The following is a 21,975-nucleotide window of genomic DNA, read 5'->3' as shown; positions in this document are numbered from 1 at the left end:
CCCGTGGCGCGGCGGCAATGACTATCGCACGGGACGGCGACCAACGCAACGGAGCCGCCTTGGTTGACTGGAGGGTTTAGCAGGGCTTTCCATCGCTTCAGACGCCAACTTAGAATGGGCTGAGTCGGCTTTTCTGTTTTGGCTTGGGAGCGCATGTCGTATGTTGACCGCCATTAACTTCCGTCAGTGGATTGACGAACATCGTCACTTGCTACGCCCGCCGGTGGGTAACGCTCAAATCTGGAAAGACCGTGAGTTTATGGTGACGGTCGTTGGCGGCCCCAATCAGCGCAAGGATTATCACATTGATCCGGGCGAGGAATTTTTCTACCAGCTTGAAGGCGATATGACGTTGCGCCTGATTGAAGATGGGCAGTTTCGGGACCTACCCATTCGAGAAGGTGAAATTTTTCTACTGCCGCCGCTTGTACCGCATTCCCCCCAGCGCGGTCCCAACACCCTCGGACTGGTCATCGAGCGGGTACGGCGCCCCGACGAACTGGATCGGTTTGAATGGTACTGTGACCACTGCGGCAACCGTCTGCATGAAGTTTCGCTGCATGTGACGGATCTCACGACCCAGCTCAAGCCGCTGTTTGATGCATTTTGGGCCAATGAGCAGGCTCGTACCTGCACCGTCTGCGGTCATCAACTTCAACCCTAAACAGCGCGTCGTCTGCGCCCCTGAGCCCGCACTTTTCCGTCATCTCCTAAAAACCACACGCCCTATGAAAGTGAGCTACAACTGGCTTGAAACCTACGTCAAGCCTAATCTCGCGGCGCGTGAACTAGCGGAACGCTTCACCGCCGCTGGACTAGCTGTGGACGCCGTCACCCCTTACGAAGACGACTTCATCTTTGACTTCGACTTGACCACCAATCGTCCTGATGCGTTGTGTCACTTTGGCCTTGCTCGTGAAGCGGCTGTTTTGACCGGCGCACAGTTGACTTTCCCTGAAATCCATCTGGTTGAACGCGCTGAACCGATTGGCCCAGCGGTTCAGATCGAGGTCGAAGCTCCTCATCTGTGTCATCGCTATGCGGCGCGTATCATTCAAGGCGTGAAGGTAGGTCCATCACCTGACTGGTTGGTGCGGCGGCTTGCCGCCGTCGGCCAGCGCAGCATCAACAACATCGTAGACGCCACCAACTTTGTCCTACTGGAACTGGGACACCCACTGCACGCTTTTGATTTTGAGCGCCTGATCGGACGGCGCATCGTCGTCCGCTGTGCGCGCTCCGGTGAAACCATCACGACGTTGGACGGCGTTCGGCGTGAGCTGTCTCCGGACATGCTCGTGATTTGCGACGCCGAACGTCCGGTGGCCGTCGCCGGTGTCATGGGCGGCGCGGATAGTGAGATTTCCGCCGCAACCACCCAGGTTTTGCTGGAGAGCGCCTGGTTCGCGCCGGCCGCCGTTCGCCGGACGGCGCGCGCATTAGGGCTACACACCGAGGCGTCGCGCCGCTTTGAGCGTGGGGCCGATGTCGAAAACGTCCGCCGCGCGCTTGACCGTTGCGCGCAGATCATCGTTGACGTCGCGGGCGGAGAAGTTTTGGGAGGCCCGCTGGATGTGGTCGCCGTGCCGCGTACGCCGACCACAGTTCGCCTGCGCCATGCACGGATTGCGGAACTGACCGGCGTCGAGGTTCCGCCTTCCAAGGCGGCGGAGATTCTGACCGGTTTAGGATTTGAGCTTGTCACCGAGGAGGAAGGCGAAACAGAGTGGATTGTTCCCAGCTTTCGCGTGGACGTAGCAATTGAAGAAGACCTCGTGGAAGAAGTCGTCCGGCATGTCGGCTATGACGCTGTCCCGGCGACGCTCCCCGGCTGGGACGGGGCAGGCGAGTATTTGCCCGGCGACGAGCGCCGTCGCGTCATACGCCAAACGCTGCTGGCGCATGGCTTTTATGAAGCCATTTCGTTTAGCTGGTGCGCCGGCGACCTCCTTGCCGCCGTCGGCGCGCCGCGTGGCATGCTGATCGCCAACCCACTTGACCAACAAGAGGCCGAGTTGCGCACCTCGCTCCTACCAGGACTGCTGACGGCCGTTGCACGGAACTTCCGTTTCGGCACAGATGACATACGGTTGTTTGAGATAGGGAAGGTTTTTCACACAGCAGACGGCAAACTGGTCGAGGCGGAACATCTCGCTCTAGCCATGTCCGGCCGGAGCTTGCCCGACGATTGGCGCGGACGGCCGAGTCTGGAAAACTTCCACACTCTCAAGGGGATTGTGGAGGCGCTATGTGATGCGGCGGGTTGTCGGCATACGACAGTCGTCGTTCCGGCGGATGAACAAAACGCAATCGGCCTCTTTCCAGGACAGGCGGGCGTCCTCCGTATCAATGATAAACCGATTGGACGTTTGGGTCGGCTGGGGTCAGCTGTGGCGGCGCATTTCGATTTTAAGTCGCCGGTCTACGTTGCGGAAATCGAGTTGGCGGCGCTGTTGAGCGACCAGCGTGGCTTCGCCGTCTACCGTCCCTTGCCCCGTTACCCGCGCGTCGAACGCGATATCTCGGCGCTGTTTGACGCCGTCCTCCCCTTTGCCGCCATTCAACAGGCTGTCCTCGACCTTAGGATTGAAGAACTGGAACAGGTTCGGTTGCGGGATGTTTTCACCGGAGCGCAAATTCCACCCGGAAAGCGCGCCGTAACGCTCAATTTGTGGTATCGTGCGGCTGATCGAACACTCACAGATGATGAGGTCGCCGAGCGACATCGCCGAGTCGTCGAAACGCTATGCAGTCGCTTTGGTGCGACTATTCGCTGAGCTTCAACCCTGTGTCATGATGACGAACTCAGGCAGAGACACTATTCACTAGGAAGCCATCGAGCCAGAGGGAAAGCCGTGACGACGCTCAACGGAATGGAAAAGTTCAACCATCTGGAAGACAAGCTCTATCGCATCGTCGAGTATGCGAAACTGTTACGTCAGGAAAAGGAGTCGCTCGAACGCGAGGTGGCCGCTCTCAAACGGGAGGCGGCTTCACGGGCCGAAGAAAATGAACGCCTGAATCAGCGCTTGCACCAGATGCTCAATGAACGGGACGCCATCAAAAGCAAGGTGGAGGCTATGCTCGACGCCATCGCCTTGGTCGAACCTGAGTTGACAGAAGCCGCGCGACGCTCGTAACAGGGCTTCGAGCCGCCGAAGGCGGCCCACAGAGACGGCAGGGTTTGGCTAGAGACGGCGAAGGCAGCGACGAAAGCGGCGGATTGAAGCGTTTCGCGTCGGCTTCGTGAGAAACCCGGTTCCAGCGTAGAGGCAATCCAAAATGGCAAACCCACGTGAAACCGGTACCCAGACGGTCGAGGTCCGCATCTATGGGCAGGTCTACAACATCCGCGGCGACGGCAACAGCGCCTACATTTCCGAACTCGCGGCGTATGTTGACCGCAAAATGCGGGAAGTGATGAGCAGCACCCATACGGTGGACAGTCTGCGTGTAGCGATCCTCTCGGCGCTCAACATCGCCGACGAGTTGTTTCAAGCCAACCGCCGACTTGAGCAACTTGACGCCGTCGTCGGCGAACGCAGCAGTGATTACGCCAATCTGATTGACTCCGTCCTGCGCAAAGAGAAGACGCCTGCGACTGAACCTGATCCAAAGCACGACGCCAAGTAGCGCCCATGCACTTTGCCCCTGACAACGCCGGTCATTGCCCACCAGAAGACACTACTATGACGCCTGAACAGTTCGATTTGATCAACCGCTTGTTTCTCCTCACCTTCCAAGTCGGCGACCGGCTGGGTTCGGAGTCAAGCGATCCGGCCCAGCTCATCCTGACCCACCACCCTGATTTAGAAAGTTGTCGGGCCCTCTTTCCAACTGACTACGCTTTGGAATCGCTTGACGACGACCGCTGGGCTGAGTACCTCGGTGACGCACCGGCGCTGGCGGAGATGACACGCGAGTTGGGCGCGTGCGCGCTCACGCGCGGGGTGTATCGGCAGGATGACGTTTCGTGGTGGGTCTGCGCCTTCTGGGACGCTCGTGAGCGACTAGGGACAAACGTTTTGTTCCGGGCGCACCGCGTTGAAACCTAAGTTCGCCGACGCCAAGCAGGCTTCCCGCCACAGTTGAACCCAACCCACGGCAGGAAGAGGCTTTTCCAGCAGGGCAGGCGTCGCGCGCCCACTGGAACGTCGTCCGAATGAAGCCGGTTTGACAAAATAAAGCCGCCGATAATTCGGCGGCGAGTGGTGTCTCGTACGGGAGTCGAACCCGTGTTACCGCCGTGAAAGGGCGGTGTCCTAGGCCACTAGACGAACGAGACATAGGGGCGCTTTCTTGAAAAAAGCGAATGCGCAGTTGGCCATAGCCTCAGAGTGCCTGTCAAGCTTTGTCGGCTCGCCTCAACATTACCGGCGCGGAAGCGCCGCTGGCGACGGCGGCGGTAACGGCGGACGGCTCGTCGAATGCGCCAACGCTTCTTGTAGGTCAACGTCTACGTTGCGGCGGAGGTCGTGAAGGGTCAGGTTGACAACGATATCCGGAGTCACGCCGCGACCTTCAAGCCGGACGCCCCGCACTGTTCGGTAGTCGCGGATGCTGATTTGCAATTTGCCGCCGTCGGGAAGCGCTTCCTGAATGCTGGCTAGAACCGCTCCTGAAGTGCGTCGGCCAATCACCAAGCCGCGTTGGGTGTCCTGTATCGCCGCAGCGAAGATTTCGGCGGCGCTAGCCGAGTTCTCATCCGTCAGCACGATGACTGCGCCAGTGAAGGCGCTCCGGTTGCCCCTGATGCGCATCCGCAGCGGTTTCTGGTTGCGTTGAATGAAGTCACCAAAAACAACATCCTGCTGATAGATAAGCCGCAGGCAATTGGCTAAGGCGTCAAGCAGACCACCGGTATTCTCGCGCAAATCAAGGATCAGACCCGTAACGTGCGGGTGGGCTCGGATTTGCTCCTCTATCCAAGAGGCGGTTTTCGGCGCAAACTCACTAAAGCGCAGGTAAAGCAGTCCCTCCGGCAAAAGCCGGGCGCGTTGCTCCGGGGTGGTGGCGAAGGCGCGACAAATCACTTCAACGCGCCGAGGATGGTCATCGGCGTCAAGCAGCTTGAGCCGCACGGATTGCCCGACGCGAAACGTCTGCCCGGGGTTGAATCCATCAAAAGGACGACCGTCTATTTCCACGATGAGCCAACCTGGACGAAGGCCGGCGTCCTGAGCCGCCGAACCACCTAGAACGCGGGTAATAACCCACCGGCCCTCCACCTTGCGCAACTGAATTCCTAGCCCAACCCGCGCACCCTGCCTCTCCTCACGCGCGCGTGTTGGAGGAACGGCGAAGGTGTGTTGATCTTGTAGGCTGCCAAGGAGACGATTGATGACATTGTAAAGCGTTGTTTCGTCAGTGGCGGTCAGCGCCTCGCGGCGTAATCGCTCAGTCAGAGCAGCCCAGTTGGCGCCGCGCAGTTTTGGGTCATAGTACTTACGTTCGACCAGCCGACATACCGTGTCGAACACACGCGCGTTGCTTCGGGCGTCGGCTGCAGTCTCTGAGATGGTCGCCGGGGGTGTCGGAACAGCCGGATACGTCGGCTTTGTGACGCCGCCGATGAGAAGCAGACCGAGAACGAAAACAAGAAGCGGCCGCCGAAGCAAAAACCGCCGCCAGTTCAGACGTGACCGAATGGATGGCAAAGCAATGCCGTGCTTTGACTGCATGGGTAGAGTTCGGCGACGAAGAGATTACCAATCTACCGTCCGGTTTCACTCACGGCAAGCTGGAAAATAGTCATCTGGTTGTGTTTGGATAGCGAAAAGGACTAGGACAGGCCCAGTACGGTGCAACGTTACAGGGAGCAGGCCAAGCACCATGACGACAACCGAAGAGTCGAAATTTGAAACCTTGCGACGTGAGAACCGACTGACATGCCGTTTACCGGCTGTGGTTGAGGTTTTTGGCCGGGATGGCCTAAAGCGCGATGCCTCCGCCCAGTGTATTTCCATTAGCCGGCGCGGCGCGTGTGTCATCACCCCGTTGGAAGTGACGGTCGGCGAGAAGCTCAATCTGGCGCTGCCGACCATCAACGCCGAACGCAAAGAGATGATGGTCGTCGCTTGGGTTCGTGAGTTTGAAGGGGAGCGCCACGTTGGTCTGGGACCGATTGACGACGACACATTCGTGATTTTCAGTGATGCGGCGATCACAGGCGGCGCATTCAGTGAAACCTCGGCGGTTGGTTAGGCTTGTCGTCCGCCATGCTGAAGCGTTTTATTCAGGCGTGGGAACTACGTCTCTCGAAGGTGGATCGGCACCGGCATGCGTCTCCTTTCGCGTGGGGAGTGGAACATCTCACCGCCCACGCCGAGCACTTGGATGTGCCGCTGTCAGCGGCGGACTTCCCCGACCCGCCGGCGTTCTTACGTGAATACGCCCGGCGGACGCTCCCAGCCAGCGAACGCTTTTTCACGCCCCCTCCGCTCACCGATTGGCATCTGCACGACGGCTGGCTGACGTTCCCAAGCTCGATTCAAACGCCGGATGAGCCGAACAACCTTGCTTGGGCGCGGTACTTTCCGGTGCGCGAGCGATGGGGTGCGACGACGCGCCCGCCGGTTGTGCTGGTGCTTCCGCAGTGGAATGCCGATTACGCCAGTCATGTCTCGGTCTGCCGGGGACTCAACGCCTTTGGCATCGCAGCGGTGCGGCTTAGTTTGCCCTATCACGGCAGTCGGCGGCCCGTACACCAGGTGCGAGCCGATTACATGGTCAGCCCCAACATCGGGCGAACCATCCAAGCTGTCCGGCAGGCGGTTCACGAGGTGCGGCTTGTTTTGGATTGGCTTGAAAGCCAAGGCTACACCCGCTTTGGCATCATCGGCACAAGCATTGGTTCGTGCGTGGCTTTTCTAGCGTATGTTTTCGACCCGCGCCTTCAGGTGGCGGCGTTCAACCACGTCTCAAGCTACTTCGCCGATGTCGTTTGGACGGGCATTTCAACCAGCCACGTTCGCGCCGGCCTTGAACACCACGTGACACGTTACGACCTACGCGACTACTGGCTGCCGATTAGTCCGTTCCCCTACATCGAGCGGTTGGGTCGCCCGGAAAACCGCCACAAGAAAACCCTGCTGATTGCCGCCCGCTATGACATGACCTTTCTGCCGCACCTGACGCGCCATGCCATGAGTGAATTTGAGCGGCATCGCGCGCCCTACAAGTCGGCCTGGATGTACTGCGGTCACTACACAACCGGCGAAACGCCCTTCAAGTTTCACGACGGCTACCTGATGATTGACCACATGCGCAAGCATTTGAATCCGGGCGGGCACGTTGTCCGCCGGGCGCTGCAAAGTCAGCTTCCGGCTGTTCTGCGGCCGCGCGCCCGAACGCTGCGTCCGTCTGCGTTGCTTCCCAACGACGAGGGTATCTATCGTGGTGCGTCACCGCCGCATTAGGGAAACCGCCGCCGGACGAAGGCGACTTGCTGTGCTGGGAACGCTTTTCACCTGTGCGGTAAGCGTGGTAAGGACGGCGCGTGTTTCGGTATGTCCGCGAACGCCTTGCCCACTAGGGCGCAGCCGCTAGAGCCAGGTGCACTGCTGATGCTGTCGTCCCCGTCAAACACGACCACCGAGCCTTTTGGCCCGCTGGCGGCTATGGATGCCCCCACCACCCAGGGCTTCCAGCTCAGCGACGAACAGAAACAGGCCGTCGAAGCGCCGTTGACCTCACATCTGGTTTTGGCCGGCCCGGGAACAGGTAAAACGCGCACGCTGACGTATCGCGCCGTCTATGCCGTAACCCGCCTTGGTGTCCCGCCGTCAGCGGTGCTGGCCGTGACCTACACCAACAAAGCCACGGAAGAAATGCGTGACCGCCTGCGCCGCCTGTTGCCCGGTGAGACCGGACGGCTTGCCGTCGGCACGTTTCATAGTTTCTGCCTGCAACTCCTCCGGCGCTACCACGAACACGTTGGTCTTCCTGAGTACTTCGGCGTCGCCGATGAAGCGGCGCAAATCACTGCGCTCCAGCGATTGAAAGCTGGCATGGACGAAAAAAACGCGAAGGAAATTCTGAGAAAATTTTCGCAAGTCCGGATCGGCGACCGGCGATCCAACGCGGGCGTAGGCGCAGCAGTCTGCTCAGCGTCGCCGGAAGACCTGTTGCGGGCTTCCAACTCGTTTTTCGCCGAGTACGAAGCCTATCTGCGTCGGAACGCGCTGATTGACTTTGACGACATTCTGACACTCACTGAACGCCTGCTCGCCAATGACGACGTTTTATTTGAAGTGCGCTGCGACTGGCGCTTCATTCTAGTGGATGAGTTTCAGGACACCGACGCGGCGCAGTACGCCATCCTCAAGCGGTTGGCGCTTGACTGGGACACAAACGCCAAAACCTACCAAAACGTCATTCCGGTGTTCGCTGTCGCCGACGACGACCAATCCATCTTTGCGTGGCGCGGCGCGCGCCCTGAAAACATTCATCAGTTCTTCACTGAATTTCTAGGCGGCGATGACCGCGCCGTGTTCCGGCTCGAAACCAACTACCGCTGCTCGGGCAATATTGTGGCGGCGGCGAATCGGCTGCTGGCGCGCGCGCCGCGCCTGTTTGACAAAACGCCGCGCGCGCATCGTCCCGATGGAGCGCCTGTTCGTCTGTATCGCTACGCCGACGACATTGCGGAAATACACGGCGTTGCGGCTGATATTCAGGATAAGCGACGGTCGGGCGTTCCGTTTTCCGACATGGCGGTGCTTTACCGACGCCACGACATCGGTGAGGCGTTTGAGTCCGCGCTCTTGGCGTTAGGAATCCCGTGCCAGGTTGTCCGACGCCGAGGCGTCTATGACGCGCCGGAAGTCAAGCGACTTCTCCTCCTCATGCGGGCGGCGCTCAACCCCGACGATGATCTCGCTGTTGCCGAACTCATCGGCGCTGTTGCCGACGAAGCCATCCGTCGGAAGTTTGAGAAAGGCTGGCAGGGGTATGCGCCTGCGACTAGGCAGGCGTTGCGATGGGCGCTTCGGGCGGCGCTTGAAGACAACGACGCCGGTTTACGGCACACCGCCGGTCGCCTCATTGGTCTTTTGAAGATCGGAGAAATCTACCTCGATAGGGCGTCATGTCTTTCCGACTGGATCGCTGCCGTCAGCGCGTTTCTCGAACCGGGTGCCGCCCTGCCTTCGCTGCTCACGACGCCGGACGATATTCAGAAGGCGGCCCTGTGGTTGGCGCGACTTTCCGAACTGGCGGGCGCACTGGTCATCGCCGCTGAATCGCCGCTAATTGAAGACGCGGCGGCCGTGCTCCTGACGCAGACCCTCGCCGGACAAGCCCGCTTTCACGTTCTGCCGTGTCACCTCCTAGGCGACGCCCTCCCGCACGAAAAAGCGGTTTTACTAGCGCTGGACGCTGCCGCTGAGCGAGCGGCCGTTGCACGCTGGAAGTTTTCCGGCGTCATCGCGCTGGCGTGTGATGACGCACCAACCGGCATGCGAGCGCGTTTGGTGGTGCGGACTGACGCGCTTCCAGCCGACGAACGCGGCGCACGGCCGAGCCGCTTTGTCGCTCTCTGGAAACTGGCGCGCGCCTACTTGGCGCAAACCCTGCGCCCGCTGTTTTCCCATTACACCGTTGTGGATTTGGAAACGACCGACAAGGATCCTAAGCGCTGCGATATTGTCGAGGTCGCGGCGGCGCGCGTTCGGGACGGCGTCATCACGGAAACCTACAGCCAACTTGTGCGCCCTACGCTAGAGACGATTGCGCTCGAAGCCCAGAAAACCCACCACATCACGCCAGAGATGGTCGCCAACGCGCCGACCTTTGACGCCGTAGCGCCGGCGTTGCTGGAGTTTCTCGGCGATGATTTGCTGGTCGCGCACAACGGGCTAACGTTTGACTTCCCCATCTTGAAGCGCCGTTTGGGTAATGTCGGCTGCAGGCTCGACAACCCACTGTTCGATACGCTTCCGTTTGCGCGCCAGATTTACGCCGACCAACCGGCCGTCAAAAAGTTCCGTTTAGAGAACTTGGCTGCTCTGTACGGTGTGGACACTGGAACAGCCCACCGCGCGCTTGACGACGTAAAAACCCTAGCAGTGGTCTTTGAGCGGATGCAGGCGGATTACACTCGGCGACGCGGTGATGCGCTGGGCGCGGAGACGCTGGGTGTTCTGGCGCTGGCGATGTTGCTCGAAATGGATGAGGCCGAAGCCGCCGTCTCACGGCTCTTTCAGGCGGGCGCGGCGATGTGGAAACCGGCCGCCGCCGACGGCTTGCTGACGCGGCTAAGCGTTGAACCGGCTGCGGAACAGGCGGTGGCCGTTTGGCGGCGGCGCGTCGGCGCGGCGTCTGACGCGGCGCTCACTCGTCCGGCGGCGACCTTGGCGGCCGTGGCCAAACGCTACGATGATTTGCCTGTCCGCGAAGCGATGACAGCGTTGCTCGATTTTACGCGCCTCTTCACTGCGGCCGACACGTGGCGCGACTGTGACGCCGTAACGCTGATGACCATCCACGCCGCCAAGGGCCTTGAGTTCGGCTATGTCTGGCTGCCCGCGCTTGAAGACGCCGGCCCGCCGTCGGACGGACAGCCGACTGACCGTTTGGTGAAAAATGACCCAAAAAAGCTTGAGGAGGAGCGGCGACTGCTCTACGTAGGACTGACGCGCGCGGAAAAACAGGCGACATTGTCGTGGGCGGCGCGGCGTACGCAACATGTGAATGGCGGCCAAACCACAGTGCAAGCCCGGTGTCGGTCGCCTTTTCTGGACGATCTTGGCTGTACGGAAACGGTTGTTTCGTCTGGCGATGATGGTTCCACCATGGTGTGCGACGTGACGTAACATAGCGTCTCACAACGTCTGACTCACTGGTGCGCCTATGTCCCACGCTGAAATCATCGCCATCGGCTCAGAGTTGCTGACGCCGTTCCGTAGCGACACCAACTCACTTTGGCTGACCGCCGAACTCAATGCGCTTGGCATTGCGGTGCGCCGCAAAACCGTCGTTGGCGACGACGAACCATTCCTTGAAGAAACGCTCCGCGACGCCCTGCGCAACTCGCCGATTGTGATTACAACCGGCGGCTTAGGGCCGACCGAAGACGACATCACGCGGAAGGTCGTCGCGCGCGTCACACAGCGTCCGCTGGTGTTGCAACCGGAGCTGCTGGAGCGGATTCGCCGGCAGTTCGCTGACCGGGGGCTGACTATGCCAGCCAACAACGAACGGCAGGCGCTTATTCCGCGCGACGCCGAACCGCTGCGCAACGAGTACGGAACGGCGCCGGGTCTAATCCTTGAGGAAGGCGACCGACTGCTGGTGGTTTTGCCGGGGCCCCCGCGCGAAATGCGTCCGATGTTTACGGCGTATGTCCGCCCCCGGCTGGAATGCCGAGCTGGCGGCGTCCGTCTCCGCACGCGGACGCTGCGCGTTGCCGGGATGGGTGAGTCGCAGGTGGACAGCCTAATTGCGCCGATTTACACGCGCTACACTAATCCGACCACGACGATTCTGTTCAACAACACGGAAGTCGAGTTGCATTTTACGGCTAAAGCGCCGTCGGATGCGGAGGCCGACGCCCTGCTTGACAAGTTGGTTGGGCAAGTCGAGGAGGCGCTTGGTGCGAACGTGTTTTCCCATCGCGGCGAGACGCTGGAGCAAGTCATTGGCCTACGGCTGACGGTCAAAGGCTATACGATTGCCACGGCCGAAAGCTGCACGGGCGGATTGCTTGCTAAGCGGCTGACGGACGTGCCGGGCAGTTCCAAGTATTTCATCGAGGGCGTCGTTGCGTACGCCAATGAGGCCAAGACGCGACTGTTGGGCGTCCCGGCGGAACTGATCGCCACCCATGGCGCGGTCAGCGCGGAGGTGGCAGAGGCGATGGCGGCCGGCGTTAAGGCGCGCGCGCAGACAACTATCGGCGTGGGCGTGACCGGTATCGCCGGTCCCGACGGGGGTACGGATGAAAAGCCGGTTGGACTGGTGTATGTCGGCGTCGCCGGCGACTTCGTGACGACGCACCGGCGGTTTATTTTGCCGGGCGACCGCGACCGGATTCGCCAGCTGGCCTCGCAAGTTGCGCTCGATTTGGTGCGGCGCACCTTCCTACTGTGAAAAGATCGCAGGAGGCTTTCTGCTACCGAGGGCGGCGCTTCGCCGTTCTGAGACGGCTCCCTTTACGAGAAGGCGCGGCGCTTCGGACGGCGGGTGCGCCACGACAGCCTAGTGTGGACAAACTTGGCGGCGCTCCGTAACCGCCTATTTGGACTGGTGGCGGACACAGCGGGAACCGTCGGTTTGTCTCCCCCAGAGCTGCAAAGGCGCAGATTGAGAAGCAAAGCTTCACGCTTGGCTCAGTGGAAACAGCTTGGAAACGACCACTGCACATCTGTGCAAAAAATCGGGGGAGGTGATTCCACCTCCCCCGAAAGCATTGTCAGTGGATGCAGGTGCTACCGACGACCGGCTTGACCTGCCGAGTGGCGCCCTGATGCAGGCCGGCGACGGCTCGCCTCGGTCGCTCCGCTCCGACCAAGGCCGCCCGTCTTAATCTCGATGGGCGAAGCTTTGGCAAGGGCATCAAGTCGCTGTTCCGGCAGCCGAGTGCTGCCAGTAATGCATCCAAGCACGTTGACAAAGAACCGGAACCGTCGCACGGACGGCATGGCAATCCGAAATGTCACCGTCGCGCTCTGTCCCGGCGCAAGCGTGACGCCCGTGAGCGACTGTGTCGCGCCAACCAAACCGCCGCTTGTGCAGGTCGCCCCATCCGCCGATGTCAGGCGGAAGGGTATTGACGGTACCGGACCGTTCGCATGCTGCAGCTCAACAACTTGGAAAGCGAGGTTGGTCAGCGTCGAGGTGGATAGATTGGTTAGTGTTGACTGAATCAAGAAGTCGTTTGAGTACCCGTCTGTCGCGCAGGTTGAAGAACCCTGCAAACCAAATGGCGCACCTATGTTTGTGGATACGGTAACGAGTGGGTTGATAACGCCGGGCGTGCAGGAGGTCGTACACGAGCTGCAAACCGGCGTCTGTGTCTGAATGGTCAGCGACCAGCCGCCTGCAAAGGCTCCAACGTCAGCGGTTGCGTCATCCACGACAAACAGATTCCAAATGCCGTTTTGGCGAGGTTCACACACCCCCAACCTTCCGTGTCGTTCGGGATTGGCGCCAGCGTACTGCCGCCCGGCATGCCGGTTTGCTGGGCGCTCATGTCCACTGCGCCATTGCCGAGCGCCGCCTTGATCATTGCTGGTAACGGCACGTCACCGGCGTTTTGGCCGCGCCACCAGCCCGGTGAAAATAGCGGCTGCACCGGAGACATGCGGTGCGGCGAACGACCTGCCGCTGCCGTAACCATGCGCTGGAAACCCCGCATAAAAAGTTTTTTGGTGGCGTGGGACAACATCAGACGTTGTCACAACCCACATTAGGTTCAGTTCAGTAGCGGATTGGGGTGGTGGTCGGACGGCGGCGTCAGGCGTCCAACCCGCAAGATCGTCTCGCAAAACAAGCGCGAGTCAAGCAGCGTCTGTACAACGTACTCCCCAGCCTGCGGAAAATGCAGATTCAGAAAAAACGTCACGTTCGTGTTGAAGCCCTGCGCCGGCAGGCTCAGGCGCGACGGCGTCGAAACGGCGAGCGCTTCACGGCGTCCGGGAGAAAGGATGCGGACTTCCGATAGGTACTCGCCCGTCCCGCGCCAGTGATTGCACACCGCCATGCGCACCAGCCCAAAGGGGATTTCCGGGGCGTAGATTTCCTGAAACACCCCCATAAAGCTGAGCTTGTTGCCGACTTCGAGACGTACGTCGTCGCACAGGATTTGGTAGACGAGTTCGATGGTTTTGGCGTGGTTGGAGCTGACGGCGAGCATGGCGGAGCGTGTCCTTCCAGGTGACTTGCGCCGGGACAACACCAGGCCGGCGCTCATGTTACCATCCAGCATGCACAGCCAGACGGTTTCGGCAACGGCTTTTTTGTGAGAGCAAGCTTTCGTGAGTCATTCCACGTGGAGGAGTCGTCGGGAGCGCCCCCTTTGCCGCGACGGTCCTCCGGACCTCAAACAACGCAGAAGGAAGACGACACGTGTACGTCACCCTTCTCCCTCAGCCCGGCCTTGCGTTAGCTTAGGGGTGTTGTGGTTTCCAGTGGAAAAGCCTTGGTGAATCATCTAGTATCGCCCCAGCCAATACGGCGAAGCTGACCACACCGCGCAACCAAAAATTTTGACTGCGCCTCACTCAGTGCGCCGGCGCTGTGCCGGTGCGCGGGTCGCCACTTGAGGGTGGATGTATGATTGGCACCTACCTGCTCCACTACAAGCTCCTCAAAAAAATCGGTGAAGGCGGGCAAGGCGAAGTCTATCAAGCTGAGGACACCCGCTTGCGGCGTATCGTCGCCATCAAAATCCTGCCGGCTGAATTGGTCGCCGACGAAAAAACCCGTAAGCGCTTCCTCCGTGAGGCTCAGCTGGCCTCCGCTCTCGACCACCCTAACATCTGCACCGTTTACGAAATCAACGAAGACCGTGGCCTGCATTTCATCGTCATGCAGTACCTCGAAGGCAAACGCCTCAAGCAGATGGTTCGCGGACGCGCGCTCGATGTGGAAAGTACACTCTCCATCGCCGTCCAGCTGGCCGACGCTCTGGCCGCCGCCCATGAACGCGGCATCATTCACCGTGATGTCAAGGCCACCAACATCATTGTTAACGACCGCGGTCAAGCGAAAATTCTTGACTTCGGCCTCGCCAAGGCGACGACCAAGACGATTGGGGATGAGTCGGTCATGGAACTGACACAAGCCGGCGTCCCTTTCGGTACGGCGGGCTACATGTCGCCAGAACAAGCGCGTGGCGGCACAATTGACGCCCGCTCCGACATCTTTTCCCTTGGCATTGTCATTTATGAGATGGCCACCGGACGTCTCCCCTTCCAAGGGAAGAGCAGCGTGGACGTCATGCATGCCATCATGCACGAACCCCTGCCGCCATTGTCCGCCTTTAACCCGGCTGCGCCGGAACGGTTACAGGCCATTCTCGAAAAGGCGACGGCTAAGGAGGTCACGGCGCGCTACCAGACCATGCGCGAGTTCCAAGCGGAGCTCAAGCAACTGCTGCGCGCGGTGCAAATGCAAACCGGCCAACCGTTGACGGATGACTCCCTGCTGCCGATGGTCGCCCCGCGCCATGAGCGCAGCAATTGGCTCACCGGCGGCGTCGTCGGCCGCCTCATCAGCCGTCTGCGCGGAACCGCCGACCGTCCACCGACCAATCAGCCGACTGTGCAACCGGCGGCGACGCCCCGCCCAGCCGAACCGGCCGAGAAAAAAACCGAAGACATTGCTGACAAAGGGCAAGGACTACGCGATTCGATGCCCAGCTCGTGGCGGACCTCCGATAAACGCTCCATCGCCATTCTCCCGTTCCGTAACCTCAGCGGCGACCCCCAGACCGACTTCTACAGCTTTTCGCTCGCTGACAGCGTGATCACCGAACTAGCCGGCCTCAAATCCATCGTCGTGCGTCCGTCAAGCTACATGGCGAAGTACCAAGGACGCGACCTTGATCCGATTTATGTCGGCAACGAGCTGCAGGTGGACGCGATTATGACGAGCGCCTATGTCAAGTCCGGGCACCGGATGCGCGTGACGCCGCAGCTGATTGATGTCCACACGGGCGAGATTCTCTGGAGCGACAAGATTGACCTCGACGCGCAGGACCTCATCACGCTCCAAGATACGCTGGCGCAGAAAATCTGCGAGGAACTGCGTGTCCGCATTAGCCCGACCGAGCAAGAACGCATCGCCAAACCGACGACCCGCAACGCGGAGGCGTTTGAGTACTACCTACGCGGGCGTAACCAGTTGCAGCGGTTCCGCCAGACCATGCTCAAGGACGACTTCAGCGCGGCGACGGAAATGTTTGAAAACGCTCTAGCCTGTGACCCCAACTTCGCGCTGGCGCACTCCGGAATGGGGCTGTGTTATGTCGAGTATGTCCTGAAGGGGATTGGTGGAGCGCTGTACTTCGAACGCGCCGCCGAACGTTTCCGACAGGCGCTGGCGCTGGATGACTCGCTTATCGAGCCGCAAATCAACATGGTCTACTACTACCTGCTGAAGGGCGAGAAGGCGCGCGCCCGCGAGCAGGTTCGCCGGATGCTGGCCATTGCGCCTAACGACCCGGCCGCCCACAACACGGCTGCGTATTTGCACCGGTGGGACGGGTTGTACGGCCCGGCCCTCGCCGAATACGAGGCCTGTTTGCGGCTTGATCCGACGGATTTCGTCCGGGTTTCCTACAACCGCGCGCGCATTGCCATGTACCAAGGACACTACGAAGAAGCCCTTGAGTACCTTGACGGGGCGCTGTTTGTCGAACCCAATCACCCCTTTGCCTCGATGGTGCTTGGGCAGGTGCTCTACTACCAAGGACGCTACGCTGAATCAGCCCGTACGTTCCGGGAACTCTTTGAGCGTAACCCCGACCTGCATGCTTTTCGTCCAATCTACGGGCTTGGCTTTGTCATTGAAGGCCAGCCGGATCGCGCCCGCGCCCTCATCAACGACGCCGTCCGCGAGATTGCCAACGCTGATGGGGACGCCGCCTACTGGTTGGCGACGCTTTACGCCGCGTTAGGCGACGACGAAGACGCCCTCTACTGGCTGCGCCGTGCCATCGCGCTCGGTAATGAGAACTACCCGTGGTTTATCTCGAATCCTGATTGGGCGCGACTCCGCGAAACGCCTGCATTTCAAGCGATTATTGAACCCGTCCGGCAAAGCTGGGAGCAACTGATGCAACCTTTCCTTGGCTCGGCGGCCGCGTCGCCAACCGCCGGCAACGCCACGGCGTGAGCCGCAGCGCCGGACGAGCCAATCCCCTGCGTGTTTTGTATCTGCTCGACTCGCTCAACCGGGGCGGCGTCGAGACATTGACGCTGGCGACCTGCCAAAACGCAGCCACCGTCGGGATTGAAGCTTATGTCGCCGGTTTTGGTGACGGGAACTTCGCCGACGCCTTTCACGCTCTGCCTCGGTCGTTTTTCCACCGCCGGCGCGCGCCGTTTGACCCTAGGCTCGCTGGCTGGCTGCGTCGTCTCATCCAAACGCAGGCCATTGACCTCATTCATGCCAACCAAGCCGTCGAGGCGCTCCATGCGTGGTGGGCGCGGCGCGGCCTGCCGGCCAAGCTTGTCCTCACGCTCCATAACCTTGCCTACGACGCCAAAAACCGCCGGGCGCTCAACTTCCTGCTGCCGCGCGTGGACGCCGTAACGGTCGTCTCCGAAGCCGCACGAAGCCGGCATGAAGCCGACGGCATGCTTCGCCTCGACTGCGCCCAGCGGGTGGCGGTCATCCCCAACGGCGTCCCCGATCCGGCTCGGCCGGCGGCTTCTGCAGCGGACGCTCCCGCAACCGGGCCGATACTCGGCATGATTGCCAACTTTACCCCCATCAAGGATCACGCCACGCTGTGCCGGGCGCTGCCGGAGGTTTTCCAGCGCCGGCCGACGGCGCAGTGCGTGTTTGTCGGGGCGGCGCAGGACGAACGACTCTACCGTGAGGCGCGCGCCATCTGTGCGCGCGGCGGCCTCCTGCACCGCGTTCATTTTTGGGGCGCGCGTCCGGCCGCCGACGTGTTGCCGAAGCTGGATGTGTTTGTTCTTTCTTCACACAGCGACACCTTCGGGTTGGCGCTGGTGGAAGCCATGCTAGCCGGCGTCCCTTGCGCCGCCTCGGACATTCCCGCCCTGCGCGAAGTCACTGCCGACGGTACCGCTGCCGCGCTCTTTCGCGCCGGGGATTCGGTGGACTGCGCGCGCGTCCTCAACCAGTTGTTGGACGACCTGCCCTACCGCCGTACGCTGGCCGCGCGTGGACAAGCGCATGCGCGCCGACGCTATACTCTGGCGGCGTACCTCAACCGACTACGCGATTTTTACGACCGGGTGATTGCCCTGTGAACGTCGTCACCGCGCCCGCCGCCGGTGTGTTCGTTGTCGTCCCTTCGTATGGTCACGCGCGTTTTGTGGCGCGTACGCTGCGCTCCATCTTCCGCCAAACCCAACCGCCGACCAAGTTGCTCGTTATTGATGACGCTTCGCCCGACGATTCGGCGCGCATCATCGCCGAAACGCTGGCCGAATGTCCTTTCCCTTGCGAACTCATCGTCCACGCCGTCAACCGGGGGCTGTGCGCGACGCTCAACGAAGCCCTTGGTTACTGCAACGCACCTTATTTCGCCTACCTCGGCTCGGACGACCTCTGGCTGCCCGACTTTCTGGCGACGCGCGCGGCGATGCTCGAAGCGCGTCCGCCGGCCGTTCTTGCCTACGGCCATGCGCTGGTCGTCAATGCCGACGACGACATTGTGGACGACACGCGCTGGTGGGCGCGCTACACGGACGGCGACGTACGCGCCATGCTCCTGCGCGGCGGCGCGCCGATGAGTTCCACCGTTCTGTATCGGACGGCCGCGCTGGCCCGGTTCGGCTGGAATGAACGAGCCCGACTGGAAGACTATGAGTTGTACCTGCGGCTGTGTCGCCTTGGTGATTTTGCGCTAGATGCGGAAGCGCGCGCCGCTTGGCGGCGGCACGGGCGCAACACCAGCCGCGACGTGGACTTCATGCTGACGGAGACGCTGGCTGCGCAGGCCCGCGCCGCCGACTGGATGGGCCTGTCGGACGTGGAACGCCGCCGCGCCGCCGCCGAGTTGACGTGGACGTACGCGGAAGCTTTTGCGCGCGCGGGCGCACGTCGCCGCGCCGCCGTGTTGGCTTGGTCAAGTTGGTCGGCGGCGCCCGGCTGGCGGGCGCGCGCCAAGATGGCGGCGCGACTGCTGTTGCCAGCTGTGGTCGAAAAGCGACGACAGGCGCTGCGGGCCAGAGTCATAGCGTGGCGCTGCGGGAACATCGCCGAACAGATGGGTCGTGCGGATGCAATGCGGGCGCGTGCGTCCGCCGAACCGCCTGTGAACATCATCAGGCGGACGTGATCATCGGCGAACGAAGACATCCGTGCATCCGGGAAAGAAGCGAGGAAGAAACCGCCATGTCGCAGATTGGACCTCATGCGCGACGGTTCTTGATGCTGGGCGCGTTCTTGGTGGGCGTCATCGCCGGAAGCGTCTGGTCAAACGTCTCACCGACAGCGGCGCAGGATGGGCGGCGCAGCCTGGGCGAGCTACAGGATCGTGAAGCCCGCTGCCGCGCTGTTGAAGAGCTTGGTCGTTCCGGTGATGAGCGCCAAGTGACGCCGCTGCTGGAAGCCTTGCGCGGCGACCGGGATTTTCTTGTTCGTAGCGCCGCCGCTGAAGCTCTTGGCAACCTCAAAAGTGAACTCGCTCTGGATGGCCTTATCGCCGCCCTCAACGACAGTAGTCCCGACGTACGAGCGGCGGCGGCGCTCGCCTTGGCGCGGCTAGGGCGTCCACAGGCGGCGACGGCGTTGCGTCTGCGACTGCGGGACGCTGAACCGACCGTCCGCAGCGCCGCCGCGCAGGCGCTTGGCAAGCTGGGCGATGCGGCGTCGCTTCCGGCGTTGGTCGGGTCGTTGTCCGACGCCGAACCGGAGGTGCGGATCGGTGCGGCCGAGGCGCTTGGCGCGCTCGGTCGCAGGGAAGCCGTTGAGCCGCTCCTGCGCGCGTTGGGCGACGCTAACCTGTATGTCCGCAGCCGCGCCACGATGGCGCTTGGGATCATTGGTGACGCGCGCGCCGTTGACAAAGTCATTGAGTTGTTGCGTGACCCGGAGCGAACCGTCCGCGCAAGCGCGGCTGAGGCGCTGGGCCGCCTACGTGACCGCCGGGCCGTACTGCCGCTGGTGGACGCCCTCCGCGACCGCGAGGCCGTCGTCCGTCAGAACGCCGCTTTTGCGCTGGGGAAGATTGGCGACGACACGGCTGCCGACGCTTTGACCGATGCGCTGCGCGATGAAGACGCCCGCGTGCGCGCCCGCGCTGTGGACGCCTTAGGCGCGCTTGCCGTCCCGCGTACCCTCGACGCCGTGACGGATGCTCTGCGCGACGGCGATCCGCTGGTGCGAACGCTGGCTGTCCAAGCGTTAGGTGGCTTCAAGGATGACCGCGCAACGGAGGCGCTCATCCAAACCCTAACCGCCGACGATCCACTGCTGCGCCGCCGCGCGGTTGAATCGCTTGGTAAGATCGGTGACGCGCGAGCGCTTCCCGCTATTCAGTCGGCGTTGGCGGACGCCAACCCAACTGTTCGCGCCGCCGCCGTCGCTGTGTTGCCCCGCATCGGCGGCGCACGCGCCTTGCCGGTCCTGCTTGCCGTGCTTCAGTCCAATGATAACGCTCTGCGCAGCGCGGCGGCTTTTGCGCTGGCTCGCCTTGGTTCAGAGGAGGCATTTACCGGCGTCGTCGAAACCATCGGGCGGATGACCTTCGATGAGTTGTCGGCCCACCGCACGACCTTTGCCGGTTTTTTCAACGCTGTGGACGCCGCCGCGACAAGGCTGGAAACCCTCCTCCGCGCGCCTGAAGCCCTGCGCCGACGCGGGGCGCTGCTGGCGCTTGTGGTGGTTGTCAACGCGCCGAACGCCGCCGAATGGCTGCAAGCCGCGCTGGAAGACGCCGACCCGGACGTGCGCCGGGCGGCGGTCTTGGGGTTGGCGCGGACCGATCCAGCCCGCTTTATCCGGGAGGCGACACGGCGGTTGCCCACGGAAGCTGACCCGTCCGTCCGCGCCAACTGGCTCGCGCTAACGCCAGCGCTGCAAGACGTGCCGCCGGAGACAGCGACAGTGCTGCGACGGCTAGCGCGCGAGGACGGCTCGCCGGACGTTCGGCAGGCGGCCGTCGCCGCGCTGGATCGTTTACGCCTGCCGCGCATGATGCTGCCTACCGCTCCGGCCACGCCGCCGCTGGTCGCCGTACTGCCGCCGCCACGCATACCCGATGCGGCGCTCCCTACAGCGTCGCCCGCCCCGCCGCCTCCGCCGCTGGTCGCTGACCGCGAGACGCCGGGCGCGCGTCCGGTTTTAGAACGGCTCGCCGAAGCGCGTCCGGCCTCGGAGCAACTGCGTCCGGCGCGCGTCCTGCCGCGATGGACAAGCGGCGAAGGCCTGCTGACCGTTGCCGCTGCGCCGCCGACGCTGACTGGGCGGATGCCTGCCGCAGACTCGCTCCCGTCGCCGGCGGCCGCACCACCCCCCACGCCTGCGCCGGATGCGACGGCCGTAAACGCAACGGATGAGCCTCCGTTCGAGGTACGTCCGACAACGCCGTCCATGCCTCCGGCGGAAACGGCAGTCGCCGCGCTGGTTCGTCGGCTGCCCCTCCGCCACGCCGCCGCCCAAAACGTACCGACGTGGCTATCGCTGCGCAGTCTCCGCCCGGACGGCGCAATTGGCACTGATGAGCGGATCAAACGCAACGAGGCGCTGGTCGTGGAACGTTTGGCGCAATTGGTCGCCGCCCAGACGGCCTTCCAGTTGGTTTCGGGCGGCAATTTCGCTACACCGGCGCAACTCAAGGCGTACAGCCACCTACCGGATGACCTATGGGCGATGGCGGACTACCGACTGATGCTTTATGTCACCGAGGCGACGCCAGCCAGCCCGGCGGATTTCTTTGTGCTGGCGACGCCGACCATTCCAGGTCTGACTGGCGGACGTGTTTTCTACGTGGACGCCTCCGGCGTCATTCGGAGTACTGAAGCCGGACAGAGCAGCCTGTCGAGATTCCGTGAGTGGCCGCCCGTTAGCGCGCCGATGGAGAACCCGGCGCAACCGGCGGCGGGTTCGGCGACCGACCGCCGCCGCCCATCCACCATCCGGCGACAAACGCCAACGCCATCAACAGCAGCGTCGCCAAGACTTGCCAAAGGAGTTCGCGCCGCGAACGCGCCCGCCGCGCTTCAACCAGTTCCTTGAGCGGATGGTGCTCGCCGGTTGTCCGATCGGTGGGAAAACTCGGCGCAAGGCTAAGCTCCCGCGTTCGTATCAACCGCTCCTGGAGCGACGGCG

17 protein-coding genes and 1 tRNA gene are annotated in these 21,975 nt (G+C 62.1%); 13 read left to right on the top strand and 5 right to left on the bottom strand.

What is annotated here, in order from left to right; genetic code table 11:
• Window positions 1–160: 160 nt before the first annotated feature.
• The 5 genes from NZ585_01375 to NZ585_01355 all read left to right on the top strand — a co-directional run bounded on the left by NZ585_01375 (window position 161) and on the right by NZ585_01355 (window position 4,055).
• Window positions 161–664 (top strand): 3-hydroxyanthranilate 3,4-dioxygenase, encoded by a 504-nt coding sequence (locus tag NZ585_01375; GenBank protein MCS7078687.1) that lies wholly within the window; start codon window positions 161–163, stop codon window positions 662–664.
• A gap of 64 nt (window positions 665–728) precedes the next feature.
• The gene (gene pheT, locus NZ585_01370; protein MCS7078686.1) at window positions 729–2,777 is read left to right on the top strand and encodes a phenylalanine--tRNA ligase subunit beta; all 2,049 of its coding nucleotides are present in this window, start codon (window positions 729–731) and stop codon (window positions 2,775–2,777) included.
• Window positions 2,778–2,855: 78 nt separating this feature from the next.
• Window positions 2,856–3,140: a hypothetical protein gene (locus tag NZ585_01365; GenBank protein ID MCS7078685.1), complete on the top strand. Its 285-nt coding sequence runs from the start codon at window positions 2,856–2,858 to the stop codon at window positions 3,138–3,140.
• Between the two features lie 142 nt (window positions 3,141–3,282).
• Complete coding sequence (locus tag NZ585_01360) at window positions 3,283–3,633, top strand: cell division protein ZapA (GenBank protein ID MCS7078684.1); 351 nt, start codon at window positions 3,283–3,285, stop codon at window positions 3,631–3,633.
• Window positions 3,634–3,638: 5 nt separating this feature from the next.
• Entirely contained in the window at window positions 3,639–4,055 is a 417-nt protein-coding gene (locus NZ585_01355) for a hypothetical protein (GenBank protein MCS7078683.1), read from the top strand.
• A gap of 154 nt (window positions 4,056–4,209) precedes the next feature.
• Here NZ585_01355 and NZ585_01350 read toward each other — a convergent pair.
• Window positions 4,210–4,285 (bottom strand) — tRNA-Glu (locus NZ585_01350).
• Between the two features lie 85 nt (window positions 4,286–4,370).
• Entirely contained in the window at window positions 4,371–5,681 is a 1,311-nt protein-coding gene (locus NZ585_01345; protein ID MCS7078682.1) for a S41 family peptidase, read from the bottom strand.
• A 151-nt stretch (window positions 5,682–5,832) separates the two neighbouring features.
• Here NZ585_01345 and NZ585_01340 point away from each other — a divergent pair, with 151 nt between their 5' ends.
• From NZ585_01340 to NZ585_01325, 4 genes are all read left to right on the top strand, one after another.
• Entirely contained in the window at window positions 5,833–6,204 is a 372-nt protein-coding gene (locus tag NZ585_01340) for a PilZ domain-containing protein (protein ID MCS7078681.1), read from the top strand.
• A 14-nt stretch (window positions 6,205–6,218) separates the two neighbouring features.
• Window positions 6,219–7,418 (top strand): alpha/beta hydrolase family protein, encoded by a 1,200-nt coding sequence (locus NZ585_01335; protein MCS7078680.1) that lies wholly within the window; start codon window positions 6,219–6,221, stop codon window positions 7,416–7,418.
• A gap of 90 nt (window positions 7,419–7,508) precedes the next feature.
• Complete coding sequence (locus NZ585_01330) at window positions 7,509–10,814, top strand: UvrD-helicase domain-containing protein (protein MCS7078679.1); 3,306 nt, start codon at window positions 7,509–7,511, stop codon at window positions 10,812–10,814.
• A gap of 37 nt (window positions 10,815–10,851) precedes the next feature.
• Window positions 10,852–12,090 (top strand): competence/damage-inducible protein A, encoded by a 1,239-nt coding sequence (locus NZ585_01325; GenBank protein ID MCS7078678.1) that lies wholly within the window; start codon window positions 10,852–10,854, stop codon window positions 12,088–12,090.
• A 338-nt stretch (window positions 12,091–12,428) separates the two neighbouring features.
• Here NZ585_01325 and NZ585_01320 read toward each other — a convergent pair whose 3' ends face one another.
• From NZ585_01320 to NZ585_01310, 3 genes are read right to left on the bottom strand one after another with little or no spacing between them, the layout of a single operon-like run.
• A complete protein-coding gene (locus tag NZ585_01320; GenBank protein MCS7078677.1) occupies window positions 12,429–13,076 on the bottom strand; it encodes a hypothetical protein in 648 nt (215 codons plus the stop codon).
• Window positions 13,025–13,387: a hypothetical protein gene (locus tag NZ585_01315; GenBank protein ID MCS7078676.1), complete on the bottom strand. Its 363-nt coding sequence runs from the start codon at window positions 13,385–13,387 to the stop codon at window positions 13,025–13,027. The genes NZ585_01320 and NZ585_01315 overlap by 52 nt, the downstream gene beginning before the upstream one ends.
• A 27-nt stretch (window positions 13,388–13,414) precedes the next feature.
• On the bottom strand, window positions 13,415–13,855 hold the full coding sequence (locus tag NZ585_01310; GenBank protein ID MCS7078675.1) for a hypothetical protein: 441 nt from the start codon (window positions 13,853–13,855) through the stop codon (window positions 13,415–13,417).
• A 419-nt stretch (window positions 13,856–14,274) separates the two neighbouring features.
• Here NZ585_01310 and NZ585_01305 point away from each other — a divergent pair, with 419 nt between their 5' ends.
• Genes NZ585_01305 through NZ585_01290 form a run of 4 tightly spaced genes read left to right on the top strand, consistent with a single transcriptional unit; the run spans window position 14,275 to window position 21,882 of the window.
• A complete protein-coding gene (locus NZ585_01305; GenBank protein MCS7078674.1) occupies window positions 14,275–16,839 on the top strand; it encodes a protein kinase in 2,565 nt (854 codons plus the stop codon).
• Window positions 16,836–17,948, top strand: a complete 1,113-nt coding sequence (locus tag NZ585_01300; protein MCS7078673.1) for a glycosyltransferase family 4 protein — start codon at window positions 16,836–16,838, stop codon at window positions 17,946–17,948. Before NZ585_01305 ends, NZ585_01300 begins: the two co-directional genes overlap by 4 nt.
• Entirely contained in the window at window positions 17,945–18,982 is a 1,038-nt protein-coding gene (locus NZ585_01295) for a glycosyltransferase family 2 protein (GenBank protein MCS7078672.1), read from the top strand. The genes NZ585_01300 and NZ585_01295 overlap by 4 nt, the downstream gene beginning before the upstream one ends.
• 56 nt (window positions 18,983–19,038) lie before the next feature.
• Window positions 19,039–21,882 carry a HEAT repeat domain-containing protein gene (locus NZ585_01290; GenBank protein MCS7078671.1) on the top strand — a complete coding sequence of 948 codons (2,844 nt, stop codon included), beginning with the start codon at window positions 19,039–19,041 and terminating at the stop codon, window positions 21,880–21,882.
• Window positions 21,883–21,975 lie beyond the last annotated feature (93 nt).

It is taken from the genome of Chloracidobacterium sp. (assembly GCA_025057975.1).
Lineage (GTDB): Bacteria > Acidobacteriota > Blastocatellia > Chloracidobacteriales > Chloracidobacteriaceae > Chloracidobacterium.
The sequence above is the reverse complement of the archived record's forward strand: the minus strand, read 5'-3'. Positions and strand labels throughout refer to the sequence as shown.